14 protein-coding genes and 4 tRNA genes are annotated in these 21,358 nt (G+C 61.1%); all 18 read right to left on the minus strand.

The features are described 5' to 3' along the window. A partial coding sequence (locus HWX36_RS35615) for a GTP-binding protein (RefSeq protein WP_031274870.1) occupies positions 1-103 on the minus strand: 103 nt, incomplete at its 3' end. 42 nt (positions 104-145) lie between these two features. Then, a complete protein-coding gene (gene fusA, locus HWX36_RS35620; protein ID WP_175958417.1) occupies positions 146-2,248 on the minus strand; it encodes an elongation factor G in 2,103 nt (700 codons plus the stop codon). Between the two features lie 123 nt (positions 2,249-2,371). Beyond that, entirely contained in the window at positions 2,372-2,842 is a 471-nt protein-coding gene (gene rpsG, locus HWX36_RS35625) for a 30S ribosomal protein S7 (RefSeq protein WP_006477195.1), read from the minus strand. Between the two features lie 172 nt (positions 2,843-3,014). After that, positions 3,015-3,395, minus strand: coding sequence for a 30S ribosomal protein S12 (gene rpsL, locus HWX36_RS35630; RefSeq protein WP_006400662.1), 381 nt, complete (start codon positions 3,393-3,395; stop codon positions 3,015-3,017). A 227-nt stretch (positions 3,396-3,622) separates the two neighbouring features. After that, positions 3,623-5,470 (minus strand): DNA helicase RecQ, encoded by a 1,848-nt coding sequence (gene recQ, locus HWX36_RS35635; RefSeq protein WP_175958418.1) that lies wholly within the window; start codon positions 5,468-5,470, stop codon positions 3,623-3,625. 300 nt (positions 5,471-5,770) lie between these two features. Further along, the gene (gene rpoC, locus HWX36_RS35640; protein WP_175958419.1) at positions 5,771-10,018 is read right to left on the minus strand and encodes a DNA-directed RNA polymerase subunit beta'; all 4,248 of its coding nucleotides are present in this window, start codon (positions 10,016-10,018) and stop codon (positions 5,771-5,773) included. Positions 10,019-10,039: 21 nt separating this feature from the next. Then, positions 10,040-14,146 (minus strand): DNA-directed RNA polymerase subunit beta, encoded by a 4,107-nt coding sequence (gene rpoB / locus HWX36_RS35645; protein ID WP_175958420.1) that lies wholly within the window; start codon positions 14,144-14,146, stop codon positions 10,040-10,042. Positions 14,147-14,523: 377 nt separating this feature from the next. Continuing rightward, on the minus strand, positions 14,524-14,898 hold the full coding sequence (gene rplL, locus HWX36_RS35650; RefSeq protein WP_021161757.1) for a 50S ribosomal protein L7/L12: 375 nt from the start codon (positions 14,896-14,898) through the stop codon (positions 14,524-14,526). A gap of 63 nt (positions 14,899-14,961) precedes the next feature. Continuing rightward, positions 14,962-15,459, minus strand: a complete 498-nt coding sequence (rplJ, locus tag HWX36_RS35655; RefSeq protein WP_027788582.1) for a 50S ribosomal protein L10 — start codon at positions 15,457-15,459, stop codon at positions 14,962-14,964. A gap of 295 nt (positions 15,460-15,754) precedes the next feature. Continuing rightward, positions 15,755-16,453, minus strand: a complete 699-nt coding sequence (rplA, locus tag HWX36_RS35660) for a 50S ribosomal protein L1 (protein ID WP_006482906.1) — start codon at positions 16,451-16,453, stop codon at positions 15,755-15,757. Continuing rightward, positions 16,454-16,885: a 50S ribosomal protein L11 gene (rplK, locus tag HWX36_RS35665; RefSeq protein ID WP_006477201.1), complete on the minus strand. Its 432-nt coding sequence runs from the start codon at positions 16,883-16,885 to the stop codon at positions 16,454-16,456. Between the two features lie 142 nt (positions 16,886-17,027). After that, positions 17,028-17,585 carry a transcription termination/antitermination protein NusG gene (nusG, locus tag HWX36_RS35670; protein WP_006400672.1) on the minus strand — a complete coding sequence of 186 codons (558 nt, stop codon included), beginning with the start codon at positions 17,583-17,585 and terminating at the stop codon, positions 17,028-17,030. Between the two features lies 1 nt (position 17,586). After that, complete coding sequence (gene secE / locus HWX36_RS35675; RefSeq protein ID WP_006482892.1) at positions 17,587-17,967, minus strand: preprotein translocase subunit SecE; 381 nt, start codon at positions 17,965-17,967, stop codon at positions 17,587-17,589. Between the two features lie 43 nt (positions 17,968-18,010). Next, positions 18,011-18,086: transfer RNA gene (locus tag HWX36_RS35680), tRNA-Trp, on the minus strand. A gap of 59 nt (positions 18,087-18,145) precedes the next feature. Beyond that, on the minus strand, positions 18,146-19,336 hold the full coding sequence (tuf, locus tag HWX36_RS35685; RefSeq protein WP_011882996.1) for an elongation factor Tu: 1,191 nt from the start codon (positions 19,334-19,336) through the stop codon (positions 18,146-18,148). Positions 19,337-19,402: 66 nt separating this feature from the next. Beyond that, positions 19,403-19,477: transfer RNA gene (locus HWX36_RS35690), tRNA-Thr, on the minus strand. 24 nt (positions 19,478-19,501) lie between these two features. Continuing rightward, positions 19,502-19,575 (minus strand) — tRNA-Gly (locus tag HWX36_RS35695). Positions 19,576-19,618: 43 nt separating this feature from the next. Then, positions 19,619-19,704: transfer RNA gene (locus HWX36_RS35700), tRNA-Tyr, on the minus strand. Positions 19,705-21,358: the final 1,654 nt, after the last annotated feature.

Raw genomic sequence — 21,358 nt, forward strand, 5'->3', positions numbered from 1 at the left:
CCGTCGTGATCGCTGCCGTCAGCGTCGTCTTGCCGTGGTCAACGTGACCAATCGTACCAACGTTCACGTGCGGCTTGGTCCGCTCAAACTTTTCTTTTGCCATGATTCTCTTCTTTCAAAAAATAATCAGTTGGTAGCTTCAGATTTACTTCGACTTCGCGCTGATGATCGCATCGGCAACGTTGCGCGGAGCTTCAGCGTAGTGCTTGAACTCCATCGTGTACGTTGCACGACCTTGCGTCAGCGAACGCAGCGACGTCGAATAACCGAACATTTCCGACAGCGGCACTTCGGCGCGCACGATCTTGCCGCCGCCGACCATGTCTTCCATGCCCTGGACGATACCGCGACGGCCCGACAGGTCGCCCATCACGTTGCCCATGTAGTCTTCCGGCGTCTCGACTTCGACAGCCATCATCGGCTCGAGCACGACCGGGTTCGCCTTGCGCATCGCTTCCTTGAACGCCATCGAGCCGGCCATGCGGAACGCGTTTTCGTTCGAGTCGACGTCGTGGTACGAACCGAACGTCAGGTGGACCTTCACGTCGACGACCGGGAAGCCTGCCAGCACGCCCGACTTCAGCGTGTCCTGGATACCCTTGTCGACCGCCGGGATGTATTCACGCGGAATCACACCACCCTTGATCTCGTCGAAGAACTCGTAGCCCTTGCCCTGTTCGTTCGGCTCGAGCGTGATGACCGCGTGACCGTACTGGCCGCGACCACCCGACTGCTTGACGAACTTGCCGTCGACGTCCTTCGCCGTCGAACGGATCGTTTCGCGGTATGCAACCTGCGGCTTGCCGACGGTTGCTTCCACGCCGAATTCACGCTTCATCCGGTCGACCAGAATTTCGAGGTGGAGCTCGCCCATGCCCGAAATGATGGTCTGGCCCGATTCTTCGTCGGTCTGCACGCGGAACGACGGATCTTCCTGCGCCAGGCGGTTGAGCGCGAGGCCCATCTTTTCCTGGTCAGCCTTGGTCTTCGGCTCGACAGCCTGCGAGATCACCGGCTCCGGGAACACCATGCGCTCGAGAATGATCGGGTTCGCCGGATCGCACAGCGTGTCGCCCGTGGTCGCTTCCTTCAGGCCGACCGCAGCAGCGATGTCGCCTGCGCGAACTTCCTTGATTTCTTCGCGCTGGTTCGCGTGCATCTGCAGAATACGACCCAGACGTTCCTTCTTGTCCTTCGTCGAGTTCAGCAGCGTGTCGCCCGAATTCACGACGCCCGAGTACACGCGGAAGAAGATCAGTTGGCCGACGAACGGGTCGGTCATGATCTTGAATGCGAGTGCCGAGAACTTCTCGTCGTCCGCTGCACGGCGCTCTGCCGATTCGCCGTTTTCGAGTTCGCCCTTGACCGGCGGGATGTCGACCGGCGACGGCAGGAAATCGATCACGGCGTCGAGCATACGCTGCACGCCCTTGTTCTTGAACGCGGTACCGCACAGCATCGGCTGGATTTCGCACGCGATCGTACGGTCACGCAGCGCCTTGACGATGTCGGCTTCCGGCAGATCGCCTTCTTCCAGGTACTTGTTCATCAGGTCTTCGTTGGCTTCAGCAGCCGCCTCGACCATCTTCTCGCGCCACTCCTGGCAGGTCTCTGCGAGCTCGGCCGGGATGTCGACGTAGTCGAACTTCGTGCCTTGCGACGCTTCGTCCCAAATGATCGCCTTCATCTTGATCAGATCGACGACGCCCTTGAAGTTTTCTTCCGAGCCAATCGGCACCACGACCGGAACCGGGTTCGCCTTCAGGCGCAGACGGAGCTGGTCGTAGACCTTGAAGAAGTTCGCGCCGGTACGGTCCATCTTGTTGACGAACGCGAGACGCGGCACCTTGTACTTGTTCGCCTGGCGCCACACCGTTTCCGACTGCGGCTGCACGCCGCCCACTGCGCAGTACACCATGCACGCGCCGTCGAGCACGCGCATCGAGCGCTCGACTTCAATCGTGAAGTCGACGTGGCCCGGGGTGTCGATGATGTTGATGCGGTGTTCCGGATAGTTGCCGCCCATGCCCTTCCAGAAGGCGGTGGTAGCAGCGGACGTGATCGTGATGCCACGCTCCTGTTCCTGCTCCATCCAGTCCATCGTGGCTGCGCCGTCGTGGACTTCACCGATCTTGTGGTTCACACCGGTGTAAAACAGAATGCGCTCGGTCGTCGTCGTTTTGCCGGCGTCGATGTGAGCGCTAATACCGATATTGCGGTAGCGCTCGATAGGAGTCTTGCGAGCCACTTTGATCCTCTACTGGGATGACACGATGCAGCCCTGCTGCATCATGCTTCAACACAAACGGGCGAGGCGCCTGAAAAGCGCACCCGCCCGGAATTTATTTCCGCTAAAAGCCCAGCCAGGCGCTTAGAAACGGAAATGCGAGAACGCGCGGTTGGCTTCTGCCATGCGGTGAACTTCGTCGCGCTTCTTCATCGCGCCGCCACGGCCTTCGGCCGCTTCGGAGAGCTCACCTGCCAGGCGCAGGGCCATCGACTTCTCGCTACGCTTCTTCGCAGCCTCACGCAACCAGCGCATCGCCAATGCCATACGACGCGACGGACGCACTTCGACCGGAACTTGATAGTTGGCACCACCAACGCGACGGCTCTTCACTTCGACCACCGGCTTGACGTTGTTGAGCGCAACCGTGAACACTTCCAGCGGGTCCTTGCCACCCTTGGTCTGGATCTGTTCGAATGCGCCATAAACGATGCGCTCTGCGACCGACTTCTTGCCGGACAGCATCAGCATGTTCATGAACTTGGCTACATCAACGTTGCCGAACTTCGGATCCGGCAACACTTCCCGCTTGGGGACTTCGCGACGACGCGGCATGATTCTTCCTTTACTTGTTCAGTTGGAGCTGGTTCCAGCTCCGCGGCCACCAACAAACCCGATCACATCTTCACGACTAACCAGCTTGGCCGGGTGACCACTTACTCGACAGCACCGGCAATCCGGCACTCCCGCCTTGACCGCCCTGCGGCGATCCCTGATCAAAAACTGCTTACTTGGCAGCCTTTGCACGCTTCGCGCCGTACTTCGAGCGCGCTTGCTTACGGTCCTTGACGCCCTGGGTATCCAGCGAGCCGCGAACCATGTGGTAACGCACACCCGGCAAGTCCTTCACACGGCCGCCGCGGATCAGCACAACCGAGTGTTCCTGCAGGTTGTGGCCTTCACCGCCGATGTACGAAATCACTTCGAAGCCGTTCGTCAGACGAACCTTGGCGACCTTACGGAGTGCCGAGTTCGGCTTCTTCGGCGTCGTCGTGTACACACGGGTGCACACGCCGCGACGCTGGGGGCAGTCCTGCAGGGCCGGGCTCTTGCTCTTCGTCGTTTCCGACTGACGGCCTTTGCGAACCAGTTGGTTGATGGTTGGCATTGTTTATTCCTGAAATTGAACAAAATCTGCGCATCGATTTCGGGCAAAGCGAGAATCGGCGCACAGTTGACTTCCGAACCGGCGAAACGGGTGCGAACCTTGGAACGCGACTCGGCCCACCGAATACCGGAACCCAGCATCATATTCCGGAAATACCAACTAAGTCAACGGGTTGCGTGATTCGCCGGCAGGACGCGTGGTTTACCGGAAGGGTCGGGACGCCTGTGTCAGGCCGATTCGACGACGTCGATGATCTCGTCGCCGAAGCGTTCCAGCTTGCGCACGCCCATGCCGGGGATATGGCGCAGGTCGTCGATCGTCTCCGGCGCGTTGCGTGCGATCTCGGCGAGCGTCGCGTCGTGGAAGATCACGTAGGCCGGCACGCCGTCCGTTTTAGCTGTCTCCGCACGCCACGCGCGCAGCGCATCCCACCGTGCGCGCTCGCGCGTGCCCATGCCGGCCGTCGGATCGACGCGCGTGCCGCTGCGGCTCGACGACTGGCGCGTGCGCTGCGGCTTCACGTAGCGGCGCAGCGTGACCTTCTCCTCGTTCTTCAGCACGGGCTTCGCGGCCTCGGTCAGCATGAGCGCGCCGAAGCCGCCATGGTCGACCGCCAGGTAGCCGTACGCGACGAGCTGCCGGAAAATCGCGCGCCACTCGGCTTCCGACAGCGACGCGCCGATCCCGAACGTCGTGAGCTGATCGTGGCCGCGCTGCAACACTTTCTCGGTACGCCCGCCGCGCAGGATCTCGATCAGGTGGCTCGAACCGAAATTGAAGCCGCTCGCACGCTGCGCGCGGAACACGCATGAAAGCGCCATCTGCGCCTCGCGCGTCGCGTCCCACGAATCGGGCGGCTCGAGGCACGTGTCGCAGTTGCCGCACGGCTGGCTCGCCTCGCCGAAGTAGTTCAGCAGCCGCACGCGGCGGCACGAGATCGTCTCGCACAGCCCGAGCAGCGCGTCGAGCTTCGACGTCTGCACGCGCTTGTGCGCGTCGTCCGCGTCGGACTCGTCGATCATCTTGCGCTGCTGGACGACGTCGCCGAGGCCGTACGCCATCCACGCATTCGCGGGCATCCCGTCGCGGCCCGCGCGGCCCGTTTCCTGGTAGTAGCCTTCGACGCTCTTCGGCAGATCCAGGTGTGCAACGAAGCGCACGTCCGGCTTGTCGATGCCCATGCCGAACGCGATCGTCGCGCACATCACGATGCCTTCCTCGCGCTGGAACATTTCTTGGTGCTTCTGCCGCACCTCGAACTCCATCCCCGCGTGATACGGCAGCGCGCGTACGCCCTGCGCCTTCAGCCACTCGGCCGTCTCCTCCACCTTGCGGCGCGACAGGCAATAGACGACGCCCGCATCGGTCGTGCCGTCGGCATTCGTGTGTTCGGCGCGGATGAAGTCGAGCAGTTGCGAACGCGCGTTGTCCTTTTCGACGATCCGGTAGCGGATGTTCGGGCGATCGAAGCTCGATATGAACACGCGCGCGTCGTCGAGTGCGAGGCGATGGATGATCTCGTCGCGCGTGATCGCGTCGGCCGTGGCGGTCAGCGCGATGCGCGGCACCGACGGGAACCGCTCGTGCAGCACCGACAGCTGGATGTATTCCGGGCGGAAATCGTGCCCCCATTGCGACACGCAGTGCGCTTCGTCGATCGCGAACAGGCCGATCTTCGCGCGCTCGAGCAACTCGAGAAAACGCCCCGTCATCAGCCGTTCGGGCGCGACGTACAGCAGGTCGATCTCACCTTCGCGCAGCGCGCGCTCGGTCGCCGCGGCCTCGGCGCCCGACAGCGTCGAATTCAGATAGGCCGCGCGCACGCCGACTTCGCGCAGCGCGGCGACCTGGTCCTGCATCAGCGCGATCAGCGGCGACACGACGATGCCGGCGCCCTGCCCGGCTTCGCGCCGCAGCAGCGCCGGGATCTGGTAGCACAGCGACTTGCCGCCGCCGGTCGGCATCAGCACGAGACAATCGCCGCCGCCGGCGACGTGTTCGACGATCTCGCCCTGCTGGCCGCGAAAGGCGGAATAACCAAAGACTTCGTCGAGGATTTCGAGGGCGCGGGACATGAATGATGAGAACGAGGACGGCAGGACGATGACCGCAAGTTTAACAACCCGCTCGCATGACGCGTGGCGAATCGTGCAATGTTGGCCAATCGGACAGGGTTCGTTCGCGTGCATGACGGGCCTGCCGCGACGGGGCCGCAAGCGATCACGATGTAAAGCGACGTGGCACACCGCTCGCAAGCAGCCGGGGCCGGCGATGAGCAAGCGCGTCATGCGCGCGAACGACGGATAAAAAAAACCGCCCGGCAAAACCGGGCGGCTTCGATGACAGCGAGGCGGGGCGGCTCGCGCCGCCCGCGCTTACTCGGCTGCCGGGTGCTGTTGCGGCTCTTCCGCGGCAGGCGCGCTCGGCGTGCCGAAGTCGAATGCCTCTTCCGCTGCGATCTGGTCGAAACGCTCGCGATCCGACGATTCCTTCGCCTTGCGTGCCTTGTGGAACGCGAGACCCGTACCGGCCGGAATCAGACGGCCGACGATCACGTTTTCCTTCAGGCCACGCAGATCGTCGCGCTTGCCCATGATCGCCGCTTCGGTCAGCACGCGGGTCGTTTCCTGGAACGATGCCGCGGAGATGAACGAGTCGGTCGACAGCGATGCCTTCGTGATACCCAGCAGCACGTTTTCGTACGTAGCCGGACGCTTGTCCTCGGCGATCATGCGATCGTTCTCGTCCAGCATGTCGGAACGCTCGACCTGTTCACCCGGGATGAAGCGCGTATCACCGTTGTCGGTGATCTGCACACGACGCAGCATCTGGCGAACGATCACCTCGATGTGCTTGTCGTTGATCTTCACGCCCTGCAGACGATACACGTCCTGCACTTCGTCAACGATGTAGCGCGACAGCGCCTCGATACCCTGCAGACGCAGGATGTCGTGCGGATCGGCCGGACCGTCCACGATCATTTCGCCCTTGTTGACGACCTGGGCATCGTGAACCAGAACCTGCTTTTCCTTCGCGATCAGGAACTCGTGCTGGTTGCCCTCGAGGTCCGTGATGACGAGACGCTGCTTGCCCTTCGTGTCCTTGCCGAACGACGTCGTACCGGTGACTTCCGCGAGAATGCCGGCATCCTTCGGCGAACGCGCTTCGAACAGTTCCGCCACCCGCGGCAGACCGCCGGTAATGTCACGCGTCTTCTGCGCTTCCGTCGGGATACGTGCGAGCACTTCACCGACCTGCACCTGCTGGCCATCCTTCACGGTGATCAGTGCGCCGACCTGGAAGCCGATCTGCACTGCGTGCTCCGTGCCCGGAATCTTCACTTCCTCGCCGTTCGCGTCGAGCAGCTTGACCTGCGGACGCACGCTCTTCGAAGCTTGCGAGCCACGACGCTTCACGTCGATCACGACCAGCGTCGACAGGCCGGTCACGTCGTCGATCTGCTTCGCGACGGTCACGCCTTCCTCGACGTTCTCGAACTTCACCGTACCACCGTACTCGGTGATGATCGGACGCGTCAGCGGATCCCACGTGGCGAGCTGCGTGCCTGCCTTGATCGTCGCGCCGTCGAGCTGCAGCAGCGTCGCGCCGTACGGCACTTTGTGACGCTCGCGCTCGCGGCCGAAATCGTCGGTGATCATCGCTTCGCCCGAACGGGAGATGACGATCTGCTCGCCCTTCGCGTTCGTCACGTAGCGCATCGTCGCCGTGAAGCGCACGATACCGTTGCTCTTCGCTTCGACCGACGAAGCCACTGCCGCACGCGATGCCGCACCACCGATGTGGAACGTACGCATCGTCAGCTGCGTGCCCGGTTCACCGATCGACTGCGCCGCGATCACGCCGACTGCTTCGCCGACGTTCACGAGCGAGCCGCGGCCGAGGTCGCGGCCGTAGCAGGCTGCGCACAGGCCGTAACGCGTTTCGCAGGTCAGCGGCGTGCGCACGCGCACTTCGTCGATGCCGAGGCGTTCGATTTCCTCGACCGCCGTTTCGTCGAGCAGCGTGCCCGATTCGTACACCGTTTCCTGCGTTTCCGGGTTCACGACGTCCGCCACCGCAACGCGGCCGAGGATACGGTCACGCAGCGCTTCGACGACTTCACCGCCTTCGACGAGTGCCTTCATCGCCACGCCGTTCGACGTGCCGCAATCGTCTTCCACCACGACCAGATCCTGCGTGACGTCGACGAGACGACGCGTCAGGTAACCCGAGTTCGCGGTCTTCAGTGCCGTATCAGCCAGACCCTTACGTGCACCGTGGGTCGAGATGAAGTACTGCAACACGTTCAGACCTTCGCGGAAGTTCGCGGTAATCGGCGTCTCGATAATCGAGCCGTCCGGCTTCGCCATCAGGCCGCGCATACCGGCCAGCTGACGAATCTGAACCGCCGAACCCCGGGCGCCCGAGTCGGCCATCATGTAGATCGAGTTGAACGATTCCTGGCGCGTTTCCTTGCCGTCGCGGTCCGTCACCGGCTCCGTCGACAGCTGCTCCATCATCGCCTTGCCGACCGCTTCCGACGTTGCCGACCAGATGTCGACCACGTTGTTGTAGCGTTCCTGAGCGGTGACGAGACCCGACATGTACTGACGGTCGTACTCCTTCACCTTCTTCGCGGCGTCGCCAACGATCGTTTCCTTCTGCGGCGGCACGAGCATGTCGTCGACGCAGATCGAGATGCCGGCACGCGTCGCGAGACGGAAACCCGACTGCATCAGCTGGTCGGCAAACACCACCGTCGCGCGCAGACCGCACTTGCGGAACGCCGTGTTGATCAGGCGCGAGATTTCCTTCTTCTTCAGCGGCTTGTTCAGCACCGAGAACGGCAGGCCGTGCGGCAGGATCTCCGACAGGATCGCGCGACCGACGGTCGTCGCGTACAGCGTGATCTTCGGCACGAACGGCGGTGCGCCTTCCGACTTGTCCTCGTTGTGGACCATTTCGGTGATCCGCACGTTGACGCGCGACGCGAGCTCGACTTCCTTGTTCTCGTACGCGCGGATCACTTCCGACACGCCCGTGAACGACAGGCCCTCGCCCTTGGCGTTGACCGCTTCGCGGGTCGCGTAGTACAGACCCAGCACGATATCCTGGGACGGCACGATCGACGGATCGCCGTTGGCCGGGAACAGCACGTTGTTCGACGCCAGCATCAGCGTACGCGCTTCCATCTGCGCTTCGAGCGACAGCGGCACGTGAACGGCCATCTGGTCACCGTCGAAGTCGGCGTTGAACGCCGCGCAGACGAGCGGGTGCAGCTGAATTGCCTTGCCTTCGATCAGCACCGGCTCGAACGCCTGGATACCGAGACGGTGCAGCGTCGGCGCACGGTTCAGCATCACCGGGTGCTCGCGGATCACCTCTTCGAGGATGTCCCACACCACCGGCGTCTGGTTCTCGACTTCCTTCTTCGCAGCCTTGATGGTCGTCGCAACGCCCATCACTTCCAGCTTGTTGAAGATGAACGGCTTGAACAGCTCGAGCGCCATCAGCTTCGGCAGACCGCACTGGTGCAGCTTCAGCGTCGGGCCGACCACGATGACCGAACGGCCCGAGTAGTCGACGCGCTTGCCCAGCAGGTTCTGACGGAAACGACCGCCCTTGCCCTTGATCATGTCGGCGAGCGACTTCAGCGGACGCTTGTTCGCGCCCGTCATCGCCTTGCCGCGACGACCGTTGTCGAGCAGCGAGTCGACGGCTTCCTGCAGCATCCGCTTTTCGTTGCGGACGATGATTTCAGGCGCCTTCAGCTCGAGCAGACGCTTCAACCGGTTGTTACGGTTGATCACGCGGCGATACAGGTCGTTCAGGTCCGACGTCGCGAAACGGCCGCCATCCAGCGGCACGAGCGGACGCAGTTCCGGCGGCAGCACCGGCAGCACTTCGAGGATCATCCACTCGGGCTTGATGCCCGAGCGCTGGAATGCCTCGAGGACCTTCAGGCGCTTCGCGTACTTCTTGATCTTCGCTTCCGAGCCGGTGTTCTTCAGCTCGGTGCGCAGCGTCTCGACCTGCTCGTCGATGTTGATCGCGCGCAGCAGCTCACGCACGCCTTCCGCGCCCATCTCGGCACGGAATTCGTCGCCGTATTCCTCGACCTTGTTGTAGTAATCCTCTTCGGTCATGATCTGCCGCGCCTTCAGCGGCGTCATGCCCGGTTCGATCACCACGTACGCTTCGAAGTACAGCACGCGTTCGATGTCGCGCAGCGTCATGTCGAGCACCATGCCCAGACGCGACGGCAGCGACTTCAGGAACCAGATGTGCGCGACCGGCGAGGCCAGTTCGATGTGGCCCATCCGCTCACGACGCACCTTCGCCAGCGTCACTTCGACGCCGCACTTCTCGCAGATCACGCCGCGGTGCTTCAGACGCTTGTACTTGCCGCACAGGCACTCGTAGTCCTTGATCGGCCCGAAGATCTTCGCGCAGAAGAGACCATCGCGTTCCGGCTTGAACGTACGGTAGTTGATGGTCTCCGGCTTCTTCACTTCGCCGAACGACCACGAACGGATCTTGTCAGGCGAAGCCAGACCGATCTTGATCGCGTCGAAAACTTCTTCCTGTTGGACTTGCTTGAATAGATCGAGCAGAGCTTTCATTGCTTTCTCTCCGTAGTCCGATTAATTGCGGTCGAGATCGATATCGATACCGAGCGAGCGGATTTCCTTCACGAGCACGTTGAAGGATTCCGGCATGCCTGCATCGATCACGTGATCGCCCTTGACGAGGTTTTCGTACACCTTCGTCCGGCCGGTCACGTCGTCCGACTTCACCGTCAGCATTTCCTGCAGCACGTAGGACGCGCCGTACGCTTCGAGTGCCCACACTTCCATTTCACCGAAACGCTGGCCACCGAACTGCGCCTTACCACCCAGCGGCTGCTGCGTGACGAGCGAGTACGGGCCGGTCGAACGCGCGTGCATCTTGTCGTCGACCAAGTGGTGCAGCTTCAGGTAGTGCATGTAGCCAAGCGTCACGCGACGTTCGAACATTTCACCCGTGCGGCCGTCGTACAGACGGACCTGGTTCTTCGACGGGTTCATGCCGAGCTGTTCAGCGATGTCGTCCGGGAACGCGAGGTCGAGCATCTTGCCCATTTCTTCCTCGGTCGCACCGTCGAACACCGGCGTGGCGAACGGCACGCCTTCGCGCAGGTTCTTCGCGAGTTCGAGGATCTCTTCGTCGGTGAAGCTTTCGAGGTCTTCCTTGCGGCCCGAGTCGTTGTAGATCTTCGTCAGGAACACACGCAGTTCCTCGATCTTCGCCTGACGCTGCAGCATTTCGCCGATACGCCAGCCGAGGCCCTTCGCGGCCCAGCCGAGATGCACTTCCAGAACCTGACCCACGTTCATCCGCGACGGAACGCCCAGCGGGTTCAGCACGACGTCTGCCGGACGGCCGTCGGCCATGTACGGCATGTCTTCGATCGGGACGATCTTCGACACGACACCCTTGTTACCGTGACGGCCTGCCATCTTGTCGCCAGGCTGCAGGCGACGCTTGACCGCGAGGTACACCTTGACCATCTTCAGCACGCCCGGCGGCAGTTCGTCTCCTTGCGTGAGCTTCTTGCGCTTCTCTTCGAACGCGAGGTCGAACTGGTGACGCTTTTCTTCGATCGAGTTCTTGATCGCTTCGAGCTGCGCCGCTGCCTCGTCGTCCGCGAGGCGGATGTCGAACCAGTGGTAGTGATCGAGGTCTTCCAGGTAAGCCTGGTCGATCTTCGTGCCCTTCGCGAGCTTCTTCGGACCGCCGTTCGCGACCTTGCCCACGAGCATGCGTGCGAGACGCTGGAACGCGTCGCCTTCCACGATGCGCAGCTGGTCGTTCAGGTCGAGACGGTAGCGCTTCAGTTCGTCGTCGATGATCTGTTGCGCACGCTTGTCGCGCTGGATGCCTTCGCGCGTGAACACCTGGACGTCGATCACGGTGCCGCTCATGCCCGACGGCACGCGCAGCGACGTGTCCTTCACGTCCGAAGCCTTCTCGCCAAAGATCGCACGCAGCAGCTTCTCTTCCGGCGTCAGCTGGGTCTCGCCCTTCGGCGTGACCTTGCCGACCAGCACGTCGCCTGCTTCGACTTCAGCACCGATGTACACGATGCCCGATTCGTCGAGACGGCCGAGCTGGACTTCCGCCAGGTTCGAGATGTCGCGCGTGATTTCTTCCGGCCCGAGCTTCGTGTCGCGTGCAACGACGTTCAGCTCTTCGATGTGGATCGACGTGTAACGATCGTCGGCCACGACCTTCTCCGAGATCAGGATCGAGTCTTCGAAGTTGTAGCCGTTCCACGGCATGAACGCGATCAGCATGTTCTGGCCGAGCGCGAGCTCGCCCAGGTCGGTCGAGGCGCCGTCGGCCAGCACGTCGCCGCGCGAGACCTTGTCGCCCATCTTCACGATCGGACGCTGGTTGATGTTCGTGTTCTGGTTCGAGCGCGTGTACTTGATCAGGTTGTAGATGTCGACACCGACTTCACCTGCGACTGCTTCGTCGTCGTTCACACGAATCACGATACGGCCTGCGTCGACATAGTCGACAACGCCGCCGCGGAACGCCTGAACCGTCGTACCCGAGTCGACCGCGCAGGTGCGCTCGATGCCCGTACCGACGACCGGCTTTTCCGGACGCAGACACGGCACGGCCTGACGCTGCATGTTCGAACCCATCAGTGCACGGTTCGCGTCATCGTGCTCGAGGAACGGAATCAGCGAAGCTGCCACCGATACGATCTGCGACGGCGCGACGTCCATGTACTGGATACGGTCCGGCGTGACCATCATCGTTTCGCCGGCTTCACGCGACGACACGAGTTCGTCGATCAGCTGGCCGTTCTCGTCGATCGCGGCGTTCGCCTGAGCGATCATGTAGCGGCCTTCTTCGATCGCCGACAGGTAATCGATCTGGTCGGTCACCTTGCTGTCCACGACCTTGCGGTACGGCGTCTCGAGGAAGCCGTACTCGTTCAGGTGCGCATACAGTGCGAGCGAGTTGATCAGACCGATGTTCGGACCTTCCGGCGTTTCGATCGGGCACACGCGGCCATAGTGGGTCGGATGCACGTCGCGGACTTCAAAGCCTGCGCGCTCGCGCGTCAGACCGCCCGGGCCCAGTGCGGAAACACGGCGCTTGTGCGTGATTTCCGACAGCGGGTTGGTCTGGTCCATGAACTGCGACAGCTGCGACGAACCGAAGAACTCGCGGATCGCCGACGAAATCGGCTTCGAGTTGATCAGGTCGTGCGGCATCAGGTTTTCGCTTTCGGCCTGGCCGAGGCGTTCCTTGACCGCGCGCTCGACACGCACGAGACCTGCGCGGAACTGGTTTTCCGCCAGTTCGCCGACGCAACGCACGCGACGGTTGCCGAGGTGGTCGATGTCGTCCACTTCGCCCTTGCCGTTGCGCAACTCGACGAGGATCTTGATCGTCGCGAGGATGTCGTCGTCCTGCAGCGTCATCGGGCCGGTGATCTCGTCACGGCCGACGCGGCGGTTGAACTTCATGCGGCCGACCTTCGACAGGTCGTACGCTTCTTCGCTGTAGAACAGACGGTTGAACAGTGCCTCGACCGCTTCTTCGGTCGGCGGCTCGCCCGGACGCATCATGCGGTAGATCGCGATGCGCGCGGCCGTCTTGTCGGTCGTTTCGTCGACACGCAGCGTCGACGAAATGTACGGGCCCTGGTCCAGGTCGTTCGTGTAGAGCGTCTGGATGTCCTTGATGCCCGCTTCGCGCAGCTTCTCAAGCACGCTTTCCGTGACTTCGTCGTTCGCGCTCGCGATCACTTCGCCGGTGTCGCCGTCGACGACGTTCTTCGCCAGCACGCGGCCGAGCAGATAGTCTTCCGGCACCGAGATGAACTTGGTCTTCGCGGCTTCGAGGTCGCGAATGTGCTTCGCGTTGATCCGCTTGTCCTTCTGGACGATGACCTTGCCATCACGATCCGTGATGTCGAAACGCGCGACTTCACCACGCAGGCGCTCGGGCACGAACTCGAGTTGCGCACCTTCGTCCATCAGCGTGAAGTTGTCGAACACGAAGAAGTTCGCGAGGATCTGTTCCGGCGTGAGGCCGATGGCCTTCAGCAGGATCGTGACCGGCATCTTGCGGCGACGGTCGACGCGGAAGTACAGGATGTCCTTCGGATCGAATTCGAAGTCGAGCCACGAGCCGCGGTACGGAATGATCCGCGCCGAGAACAGCAGCTTGCCCGAGCTGTGCGTCTTGCCCTTGTCGTGTTCGAAGAACACGCCCGGCGAACGGTGCAGCTGCGAGACGATGACACGCTCGGTGCCGTTGATGACGAACGAGCCCGTCGGCGTCATGAGCGGAATTTCGCCCATGTACACTTCCTGCTCTTTCACTTCCTTGACGACCGGCTTGTTCGGCGATTCCTTGTCGAGGATGACAAGGCGGACCTTCGCGCGCAGCGCGGAGCAGTACGTCAGGCCACGCTGCTGGCATTCCTTGATGTTGAATGCCGGCGCGGACAACGCATAGCTCACGAACTCGAGACGTGCGAAACCGTTGTGCGAAACAATGGGAAATACCGATGTGAACGCGGCCTGCAAACCTTCAGGCTTGCGTTGCGTGGCCGGCACATCGGCTTGCAGAAACGTGCTGAATGATTCAAGCTGGGTAGCCAGCAAGAAAGGAACTTGGTGAACGATGGGGCGCTTCGCGAAACTCTTGCGAATGCGCTTCTTCTCGGTGAAGGAATATTGCATACGATCTCCGAATCACGGCGGGTGCTATCGAGGCGGAATACCTGGACGTTTCAAACCCGAGTGTTCACCGACTGAGACCCGATGGCCGTCCGACGGCTTGAACGAGCCGAGAAGCTTGGTGGTTGGCCGCTACCAACCGCTGGCTGACGGCAGCGGATGCCTGTGTTGCCCGCTACCCGACCAAACTTGCCTTCTGCAGTCGCTTCAGAAGACAAAGAGAACCGCCATTCGTGATCAATGACAACGATCAGGCGGTTTTCTTTGGCTTCTGGGGCCGATTATTCGGGCTCCCGAATGAGTGCCAGAATAACGTCCCCACAAAGCACAAAAAGGCCGGCGGTGAAAATACCGCCAGCCTTCGCACAGCGCGCCGAAACTTACTTGACTTCGACCTTCGCGCCAGCTTCTTCCAGCTTCTTCTTGGCTTCTTCAGCAGCAGCCTTGTCGACGCCTTCCTTGACAGCCTTCGGTGCGCCGTCAACGACGTCCTTCGCTTCCTTCAGGCCCAGGCCCGTCAGTTCGCGAACTGCCTTGATGACTGCAACCTTGTTGCTGCCTGCTTCAGCCAGAACGACCGTGAATTCGGTCTTCTCTTCTGCAGCAGCAGCAGCGCCGCCGCCTGCCGGGCCAGCGACTGCCACTGCAGCTGCCGACACGCCAAACTTCTCTTCGAATGCCTTGACCAGTTCGTTCAGTTCCAGAACGGTCATCCCTTCGACTGCTGCCAGGATGTCTTCTTTTGCGATTGCCATTTGAAATACTCCTAAATTGAATTCGGATACAGCCAGCGATCAATGACGCTGATGCACGTTCGATTACGCAGCTTCCGCTTGCTTCTTCTCGGCCAGCGCGGCCAGAGCGCGCGCGAAGCCCGAAACAGGCGATTGCATAACGAACAGCAGCTTCGAGAGCAGTTCTTCGCGGCTCGGGATGCTTGCCAGCGCTTGCACGCCAGCCTTGTCCATCACCTTGCCATCGAACGAACCAGCCTTGATGACCAACTTGTCATTGCTCTTGCTGAAGTCGTTGACGACCTTAGCAGCAGCAATTGCATCTTCCGAGATGCCGTAGATCAACGGGCCAGTCATCTGCTCTGCCAGCGGAGCAAACGGCGTACCTTCAACAGCGCGACGCGCCAGCGTGTTCTTCAACACGCGCAGGTAAACCTGTTGCTCACGCGCTTGCGCGCGCAGCTTGGTCAGATCGCCAACCGCAATTCCACGATACTCAGCCAGCACAACGGTCTGGGCCTTCGCGACTTGCGCGGAAACCTCAGCGACGACGGCTTGCTTGTCTTCTCTATTAAGCGGCACGGTTAGCCTCCAGAAACGATACGTTCGGCACGAAACCTCACGTACCTCGTTCAACAACGGCGTCCGACCTCGTTAGGAGTATTTCCACCTCACGCCGGGAATCGCTTCACGGCCTGCGGTTTCACCACTGCAAAACTTTTTCGGGTTCGCCATCTGCGTTGGCTTGAATTAAGGGATCACCTGACTGCTGCGCCCCACCAACGGTCTTTGATAACCGGTTGCCCGCCCTGCTGCACGAACAACCGCCCAAAGCCCATGAGGGCCGCTTCGCGAACGAAGCGGCCTGAATACTTGCTTACTGTGCTGCCAGCGTAGCCTGGTCGACACGCACGCCGACGCCCATCGTGCTCGACAGTGCGATCTTGCGCAGGTAGACGCCCTTGCTCGTTGCCGGCTTTGCCTTCTGCAGCGCTTCGATCAGCGCCGACAGGTTCGAACGCAGTGCGGTCGGCTCGAACGATGCACGGCCGATGGTCGCGTGGATGATACCGGCCTTGTCGACACGGAATTGCACCTGACCAGCCTTCGCGTTCTTGACGGCGGTTGCAACGTCCGGCGTGACCGTACCGACCTTCGGGTTCGGCATCAGGCCGCGCGGGCCGAGGATCTGACCGAGCGTACCGACGATACGCATCGTGTCCGGCGAAGCGATCACGATGTCGAAGTCCATCTGGCCAGCCTTGATCTGCTCTGCCAGGTCTTCCATACCGACGATTTCGGCGCCTGCTGCGCGCGCTTGCTCAGCCTTCTCGCCTTGCGCGAACACGGCAACGCGAACCGACTTGCCCGTACCTGCCGGCAGAACGACCGAACCACGAACGACCTGGTCCGACTTCTTCGCATCGATGCCGAGCTGGACTGCGACGTCGATCGACTCGTCGAACTTCGCGCTCGCGCATTCCTTCACGAGGCTCAGTGCGTCTTCGATCGCGTACAGCTTCTGCCGATCAACCTTGGCAGCGAATGCCTGACGGCGCTTGGAGATCTTAGCCATTTACACGCCCTCCACAGTGATGCCCATCGAGCGTGCGCTACCAGCGATGGTGCGAACGGCTGCGTCCAGATCAGCTGCCGTAAGGTCCGGCATCTTGGTCTTCGCGATTTCTTCAGCTTGAGCGCGCGTGATCGAACCGACCTTGTCGGTGTGCGGCTTGCTCGAGCCCTTGTCCACCTTCGCCGCCTTCTTGATCAGGACGGTCGCCGGCGGCGTCTTCATCACGAACGTGAAGCTCTTGTCAGCAAATGCCGTGATGACCACCGGCACCGGCAGACCCGGCTCCATGCCTTGAGTCTGCGCGTTGAACGCCTTGCAGAACTCCATGATGTTCAGGCCGCGCTGGCCCAGTGCCGGACCGACCGGCGGCGACGGGTTGGCTTTACCTGCAGGGATCTGCAGCTTGATAAAGCCGATAATCTTCTTTGCCATTTGTGAACCTCATTGGAACGCCGGAGAAGGCGTTCGGTGAGTAATAACGCGCTTTCGCCACTGGCTACTGACGCTCCTCAACGGCCATGACGCGGGCCGTAAGCGCGAAGGTGGGCAGCCAAGGCTGCCCACCGAATCGGGATCAAACTTTTTCGACCTGGCCGAACTCGAGTTCGACCGGGGTGGATCGGCCAAAGATGGTGACCGACACACGCACGCGCGATTTTTCGTAGTTGACTTCTTCGACGGTGCCATTGAAGTCGGTGAACGGACCTTCCTTGACACGCACCATCTCGCCGACTTCGAACAGGGTCTTCGGGCGCGGTTTTTCAACGCCTTCCTGCATCTGCGACATGATCTTCTCGACTTCCTTCGGGGAAATCGGGGTCGGGCGGTTGCGCGCACCGCCGACGAAACCGGTGACCTTCGCGGTGTTCTTCACGAGGTGCCACGTTTCATCCGTCATTTCCATCTCAACCAGCACATAGCCTGGGAAGAAACGACGCTCGGTTACTGCCTTGTGGCCGCCTTTGACTTCGACCACTTCTTCGGTCGGAACCAGGATCTGACCGAATTTGTCCTGCATGCCAGCACGTTCAATGCGCTCCTGAAGCGCACGTTGCACGCTCTTCTCCATACCGGAGTAGGCGTGCACGACGTACCAACGCTTTCCGCTCGGGGATGCCGGAGTATCGCTCATATCATTTCCAACCCAGAATCGCCGAGAAAATCACCCATTCGATCGATTTGTCACTCAACCAGAGGAAAATCGCCATCACGAGCACGAAACCGAACACGACGAGTGTGGTTTGCGTTGCTTCCTTGCGGGTGGGCCAAACGACCTTCCGGACTTCCTTGTACGAATCCTTGGCAAAAGCGATGAGGCTCTTGCCAGGTGCGGACATCAGCCCGACGGCCACGCCGGCGATGATACCTACCGCCAACGCGGCACCGCGGACATACCACTGCTGATTGGCCAGCCAGAAGAAGCCCACGAATCCGGCCAACACCAGCAATACGCCCAGGGCCAGCATCAGCTTATCGCCGGAGGTATTTACAGTTTCGACGGATGGATTCGCCATAACACCTTAAAACAAATGCCACGTAGGACACGTGGCTATTTTTTGGCAGGGGCAGAGGGAATCGAACCCCCAACCTTCGGTTTTGGAGACCGACGCTCTGCCAGTTGAGCTATACCCCTAAACCATGTTGGGGCTGGCTACTACCAGCCCCAAAACTGTCGATCAACGAATAACTGGCTTACTCGATGATCTTGGCGACGACGCCGGCGCCGACCGTACGGCCGCCTTCGCGGATTGCGAAGCGCAGACCTTCTTCCATCGCGATCGGAGCAATCAGCTTCACCGTGATCGACACGTTGTCGCCCGGCATCACCATTTCCTTGTCCTTCGGCAGCTCGATCGAGCCCGTCACGTCCGTCGTACGGAAGTAGAACTGCGGACGGTAGTTGTTGAAGAACGGCGTGTGACGGCCGCCTTCGTCCTTGCTCAGCACGTACACTTCAGCCGTGAAGTGCGTGTGCGGCGTGATCGAACCCGGCTTCGCCAGAACCTGGCCACGCTCCACGTCTTCACGCTTCGTGCCGCGCAGCAGGATACCAACGTTGTCGCCTGCTTGACCTTGGTCCAGCAGCTTGCGGAACATTTCAACGCCCGTGCAGGTCGTCTTCACCGTCGGCTTGATACCGACGATTTCGATTTCTTCGCCGACCTTCACGATGCCGCGCTCGACACGACCCGTCACAACCGTACCACGGCCCGAGATCGAGAACACGTCTTCCACCGGCATCAGGAACGCGCCGTCAACTGCACGCTCCGGCGTCGGGATGTACGTGTCCAGCGCGTCGGCCAGGTTCATGATCGCCACTTCGCCCAGCTCGCCCGTGTCGCCTTCCAGCGCCAGCTTGGCCGAACCCTTCACGATCGGCGTGTCGTCGCCCGGGAAGTCGTACTTCGACAGAAGTTCGCGAACTTCCATCTCGACCAGCTCCAGCAGCTCAGCGTCGTCCACCATGTCGCACTTGTTCAGGAACACGATGATGTACGGAACGCCAACCTGACGCGCCAGCAGGATGTGCTCACGCGTTTGCGGCATCGGGCCGTCTGCTGCCGAGCAAACCAGGATCGCGCCGTCCATCTGCGCTGCGCCCGTGATCATGTTCTTCACATAGTCAGCGTGGCCCGGGCAGTCGACGTGTGCGTAGTGGCGGTTAGCCGTTTCGTACTCGACGTGTGCCGTGTTGATCGTGATGCCGCGCGCCTTTTCTTCCGGTGCCGCGTCGATCTGGTCGTATGCCTTCGCTTCGCCGCCGAACTTCTTCGTCAGAACCGTCGTGATCGCTGCCGTCAGCGTCGTCTTGCCGTGGTCAACGTGACCAATCGTACCAACGTTCACGTGCGGCTTGGTCCGCTCAAACTTTTCCTTGGCCATTTTCAACTCCCAAAAGGAATTTCACATGTTGCGCCGCGCGCAAACAAGACACTGACTTTTTACTGCTGGTGCCCATGGGCAGGATCGAACTGCCGACCTCTCCCTTACCAAGGGAGTGCTCTACCACTGAGCCACATGGGCGCTTTAAGCTTCAACTTCGCGGTCTGGAGCGGGTGAAGGGAATCGAACCCTCGTCGTAAGCTTGGAAGGCTTCTGCTCTACCATTGAGCTACACCCGCACGGGCCACAAACGATTCCTTACCGCTCACTGCGCTGATATCTTGGTGGAGGAGGTTGGATTCGAACCAACGTAGGCGTAAGCCAACAGATTTACAGTCTGCCCCCTTTAGCCACTCGGGCACCCCTCCGTAGAGAACTGACGATTATGGGGGTGCATCGCACTTCTGTCAAGCACATCCGGAAGATTATTTTCACTCTCTCCCCGACGCCTGCTTGACCACCGACCTCCCGTCCTTGCCCGGCTAAGGCAAGCATGGGTACTACCGATCAATGCCACATCTTCGTCAGACTCCGCCCTCAACGTCGATCTGCATCTACGCTGAAAACGAAAGACCGCCATCATACGACCTCTTGCGAACTCTGCCAAGCGGGTAAACGAAAAATTTCCGCAAATTTCGTGCCGGGCGGTTTCATTGACCCTCTCCGATGTTTTTTGAGACGTCGCTTCCTAATTCATGGGTTGTCTGGCTCGACGAGCAGGCGATATACATGACTGAGCTTTCGGGCGTTTTCCAGTAACTGCATCGGGCCTTCTGGTCAAGACTGCCGACGAGAGGTCAGGGGGCGGCCCGGCCTTTGCCGACCTCGGTGACAGACGCGATACCATCGCGGGGCAACTGCCCGCCTACGGTTCGGATCCTTCTGCGCCTGCCCGCCCTTGTGACGGCCTTCATGGCTTTGACCGCACGTGCCGACGATCTGTCGCTCCCCGGTCGCGCGAGCATGATTGCCACGATCCGAACAGCAGGCCCTGGTTGACAACCACGCTCCAGGGCGCCCGGCGGTAGCCGCCGTGCTCGCCGCATATGATCGGCTGAAGCCGACCAACCTCGGTATCTGGTCGGCCTATCGCAACGAATCCGCGGCATGTGTACGACAGCCCGCTTGCCCATACGATGCCAGCCTCGTGCAGCTGAACGCCAATACCTGCGGAGGATTCGACGCCGGCGCGTTCTCCGCCCCGCATCCATCCGACGACGCCGGAACGCTGACTTTCGACGTCCGGTCTTCGACATCTTCCGCTCGCAACCCAGCGTTGGTCGTGCTAACCCGAGATCAAGGCCGGAACTCGATCCACCGGTTTCCACCGGGCGATGGCTCCGCACCCCGGGATCCGGGTAGCGATCGACCGGCGTCGACGCCGGCGGCACGCACGTCGCGTTAATGGGCGAAGGACGAGACTGCTTTGGCGGCACTGCCTGTGCACTCGCCGACGAAATCTATGTGTTGCACGATAGGCAGTCCGTGCTCGTCAAAAGGAACAGCGCGGATTTCTGATGTTATCCCGTTGATGAACTCGCGGACGTCTGGTTCAGGCTACACACCGATCTTTTCCATCCGGCGGGCTGCACGCGCGCTTCTGCGCGTGAATCGACCTGAGCGAAGATGCAGCGAATTAAGACACAAACAACTTGGGATGGCTACGCGATGCCATCCCGTGCGCGGTCCGACTTCACGCGCTCGATGGCCAACAGTGGTCCAACGCTCGCGGCAAGAACACGCCAGAACGTCCGATAGACGTGACCCGGTGCCCGGATCGAGCTGACGGCTCATGTGGCGACGGAAGCCGCGAAACATGCTCGACAGGCACAGAATTGCAATGGTGACTTTTGCCCGAGGATGAGCTCGAGACGCCGATGAACGACGCCCGATAATCGGCAATCGGACGATTGGCGATGCCACACCAGGCTGACCTGCCCTGGAATTTTCGGACCAGTTGAAACTTGAGAGAATGGCTTCCAACGGAGAAAAGGAAGTCATGAAGAAGAGCCGGTTTACGGA

Source organism: Burkholderia sp. BCC0405 (genome assembly GCF_902833075.1).
GTDB lineage: Bacteria > Pseudomonadota > Gammaproteobacteria > Burkholderiales > Burkholderiaceae > Burkholderia.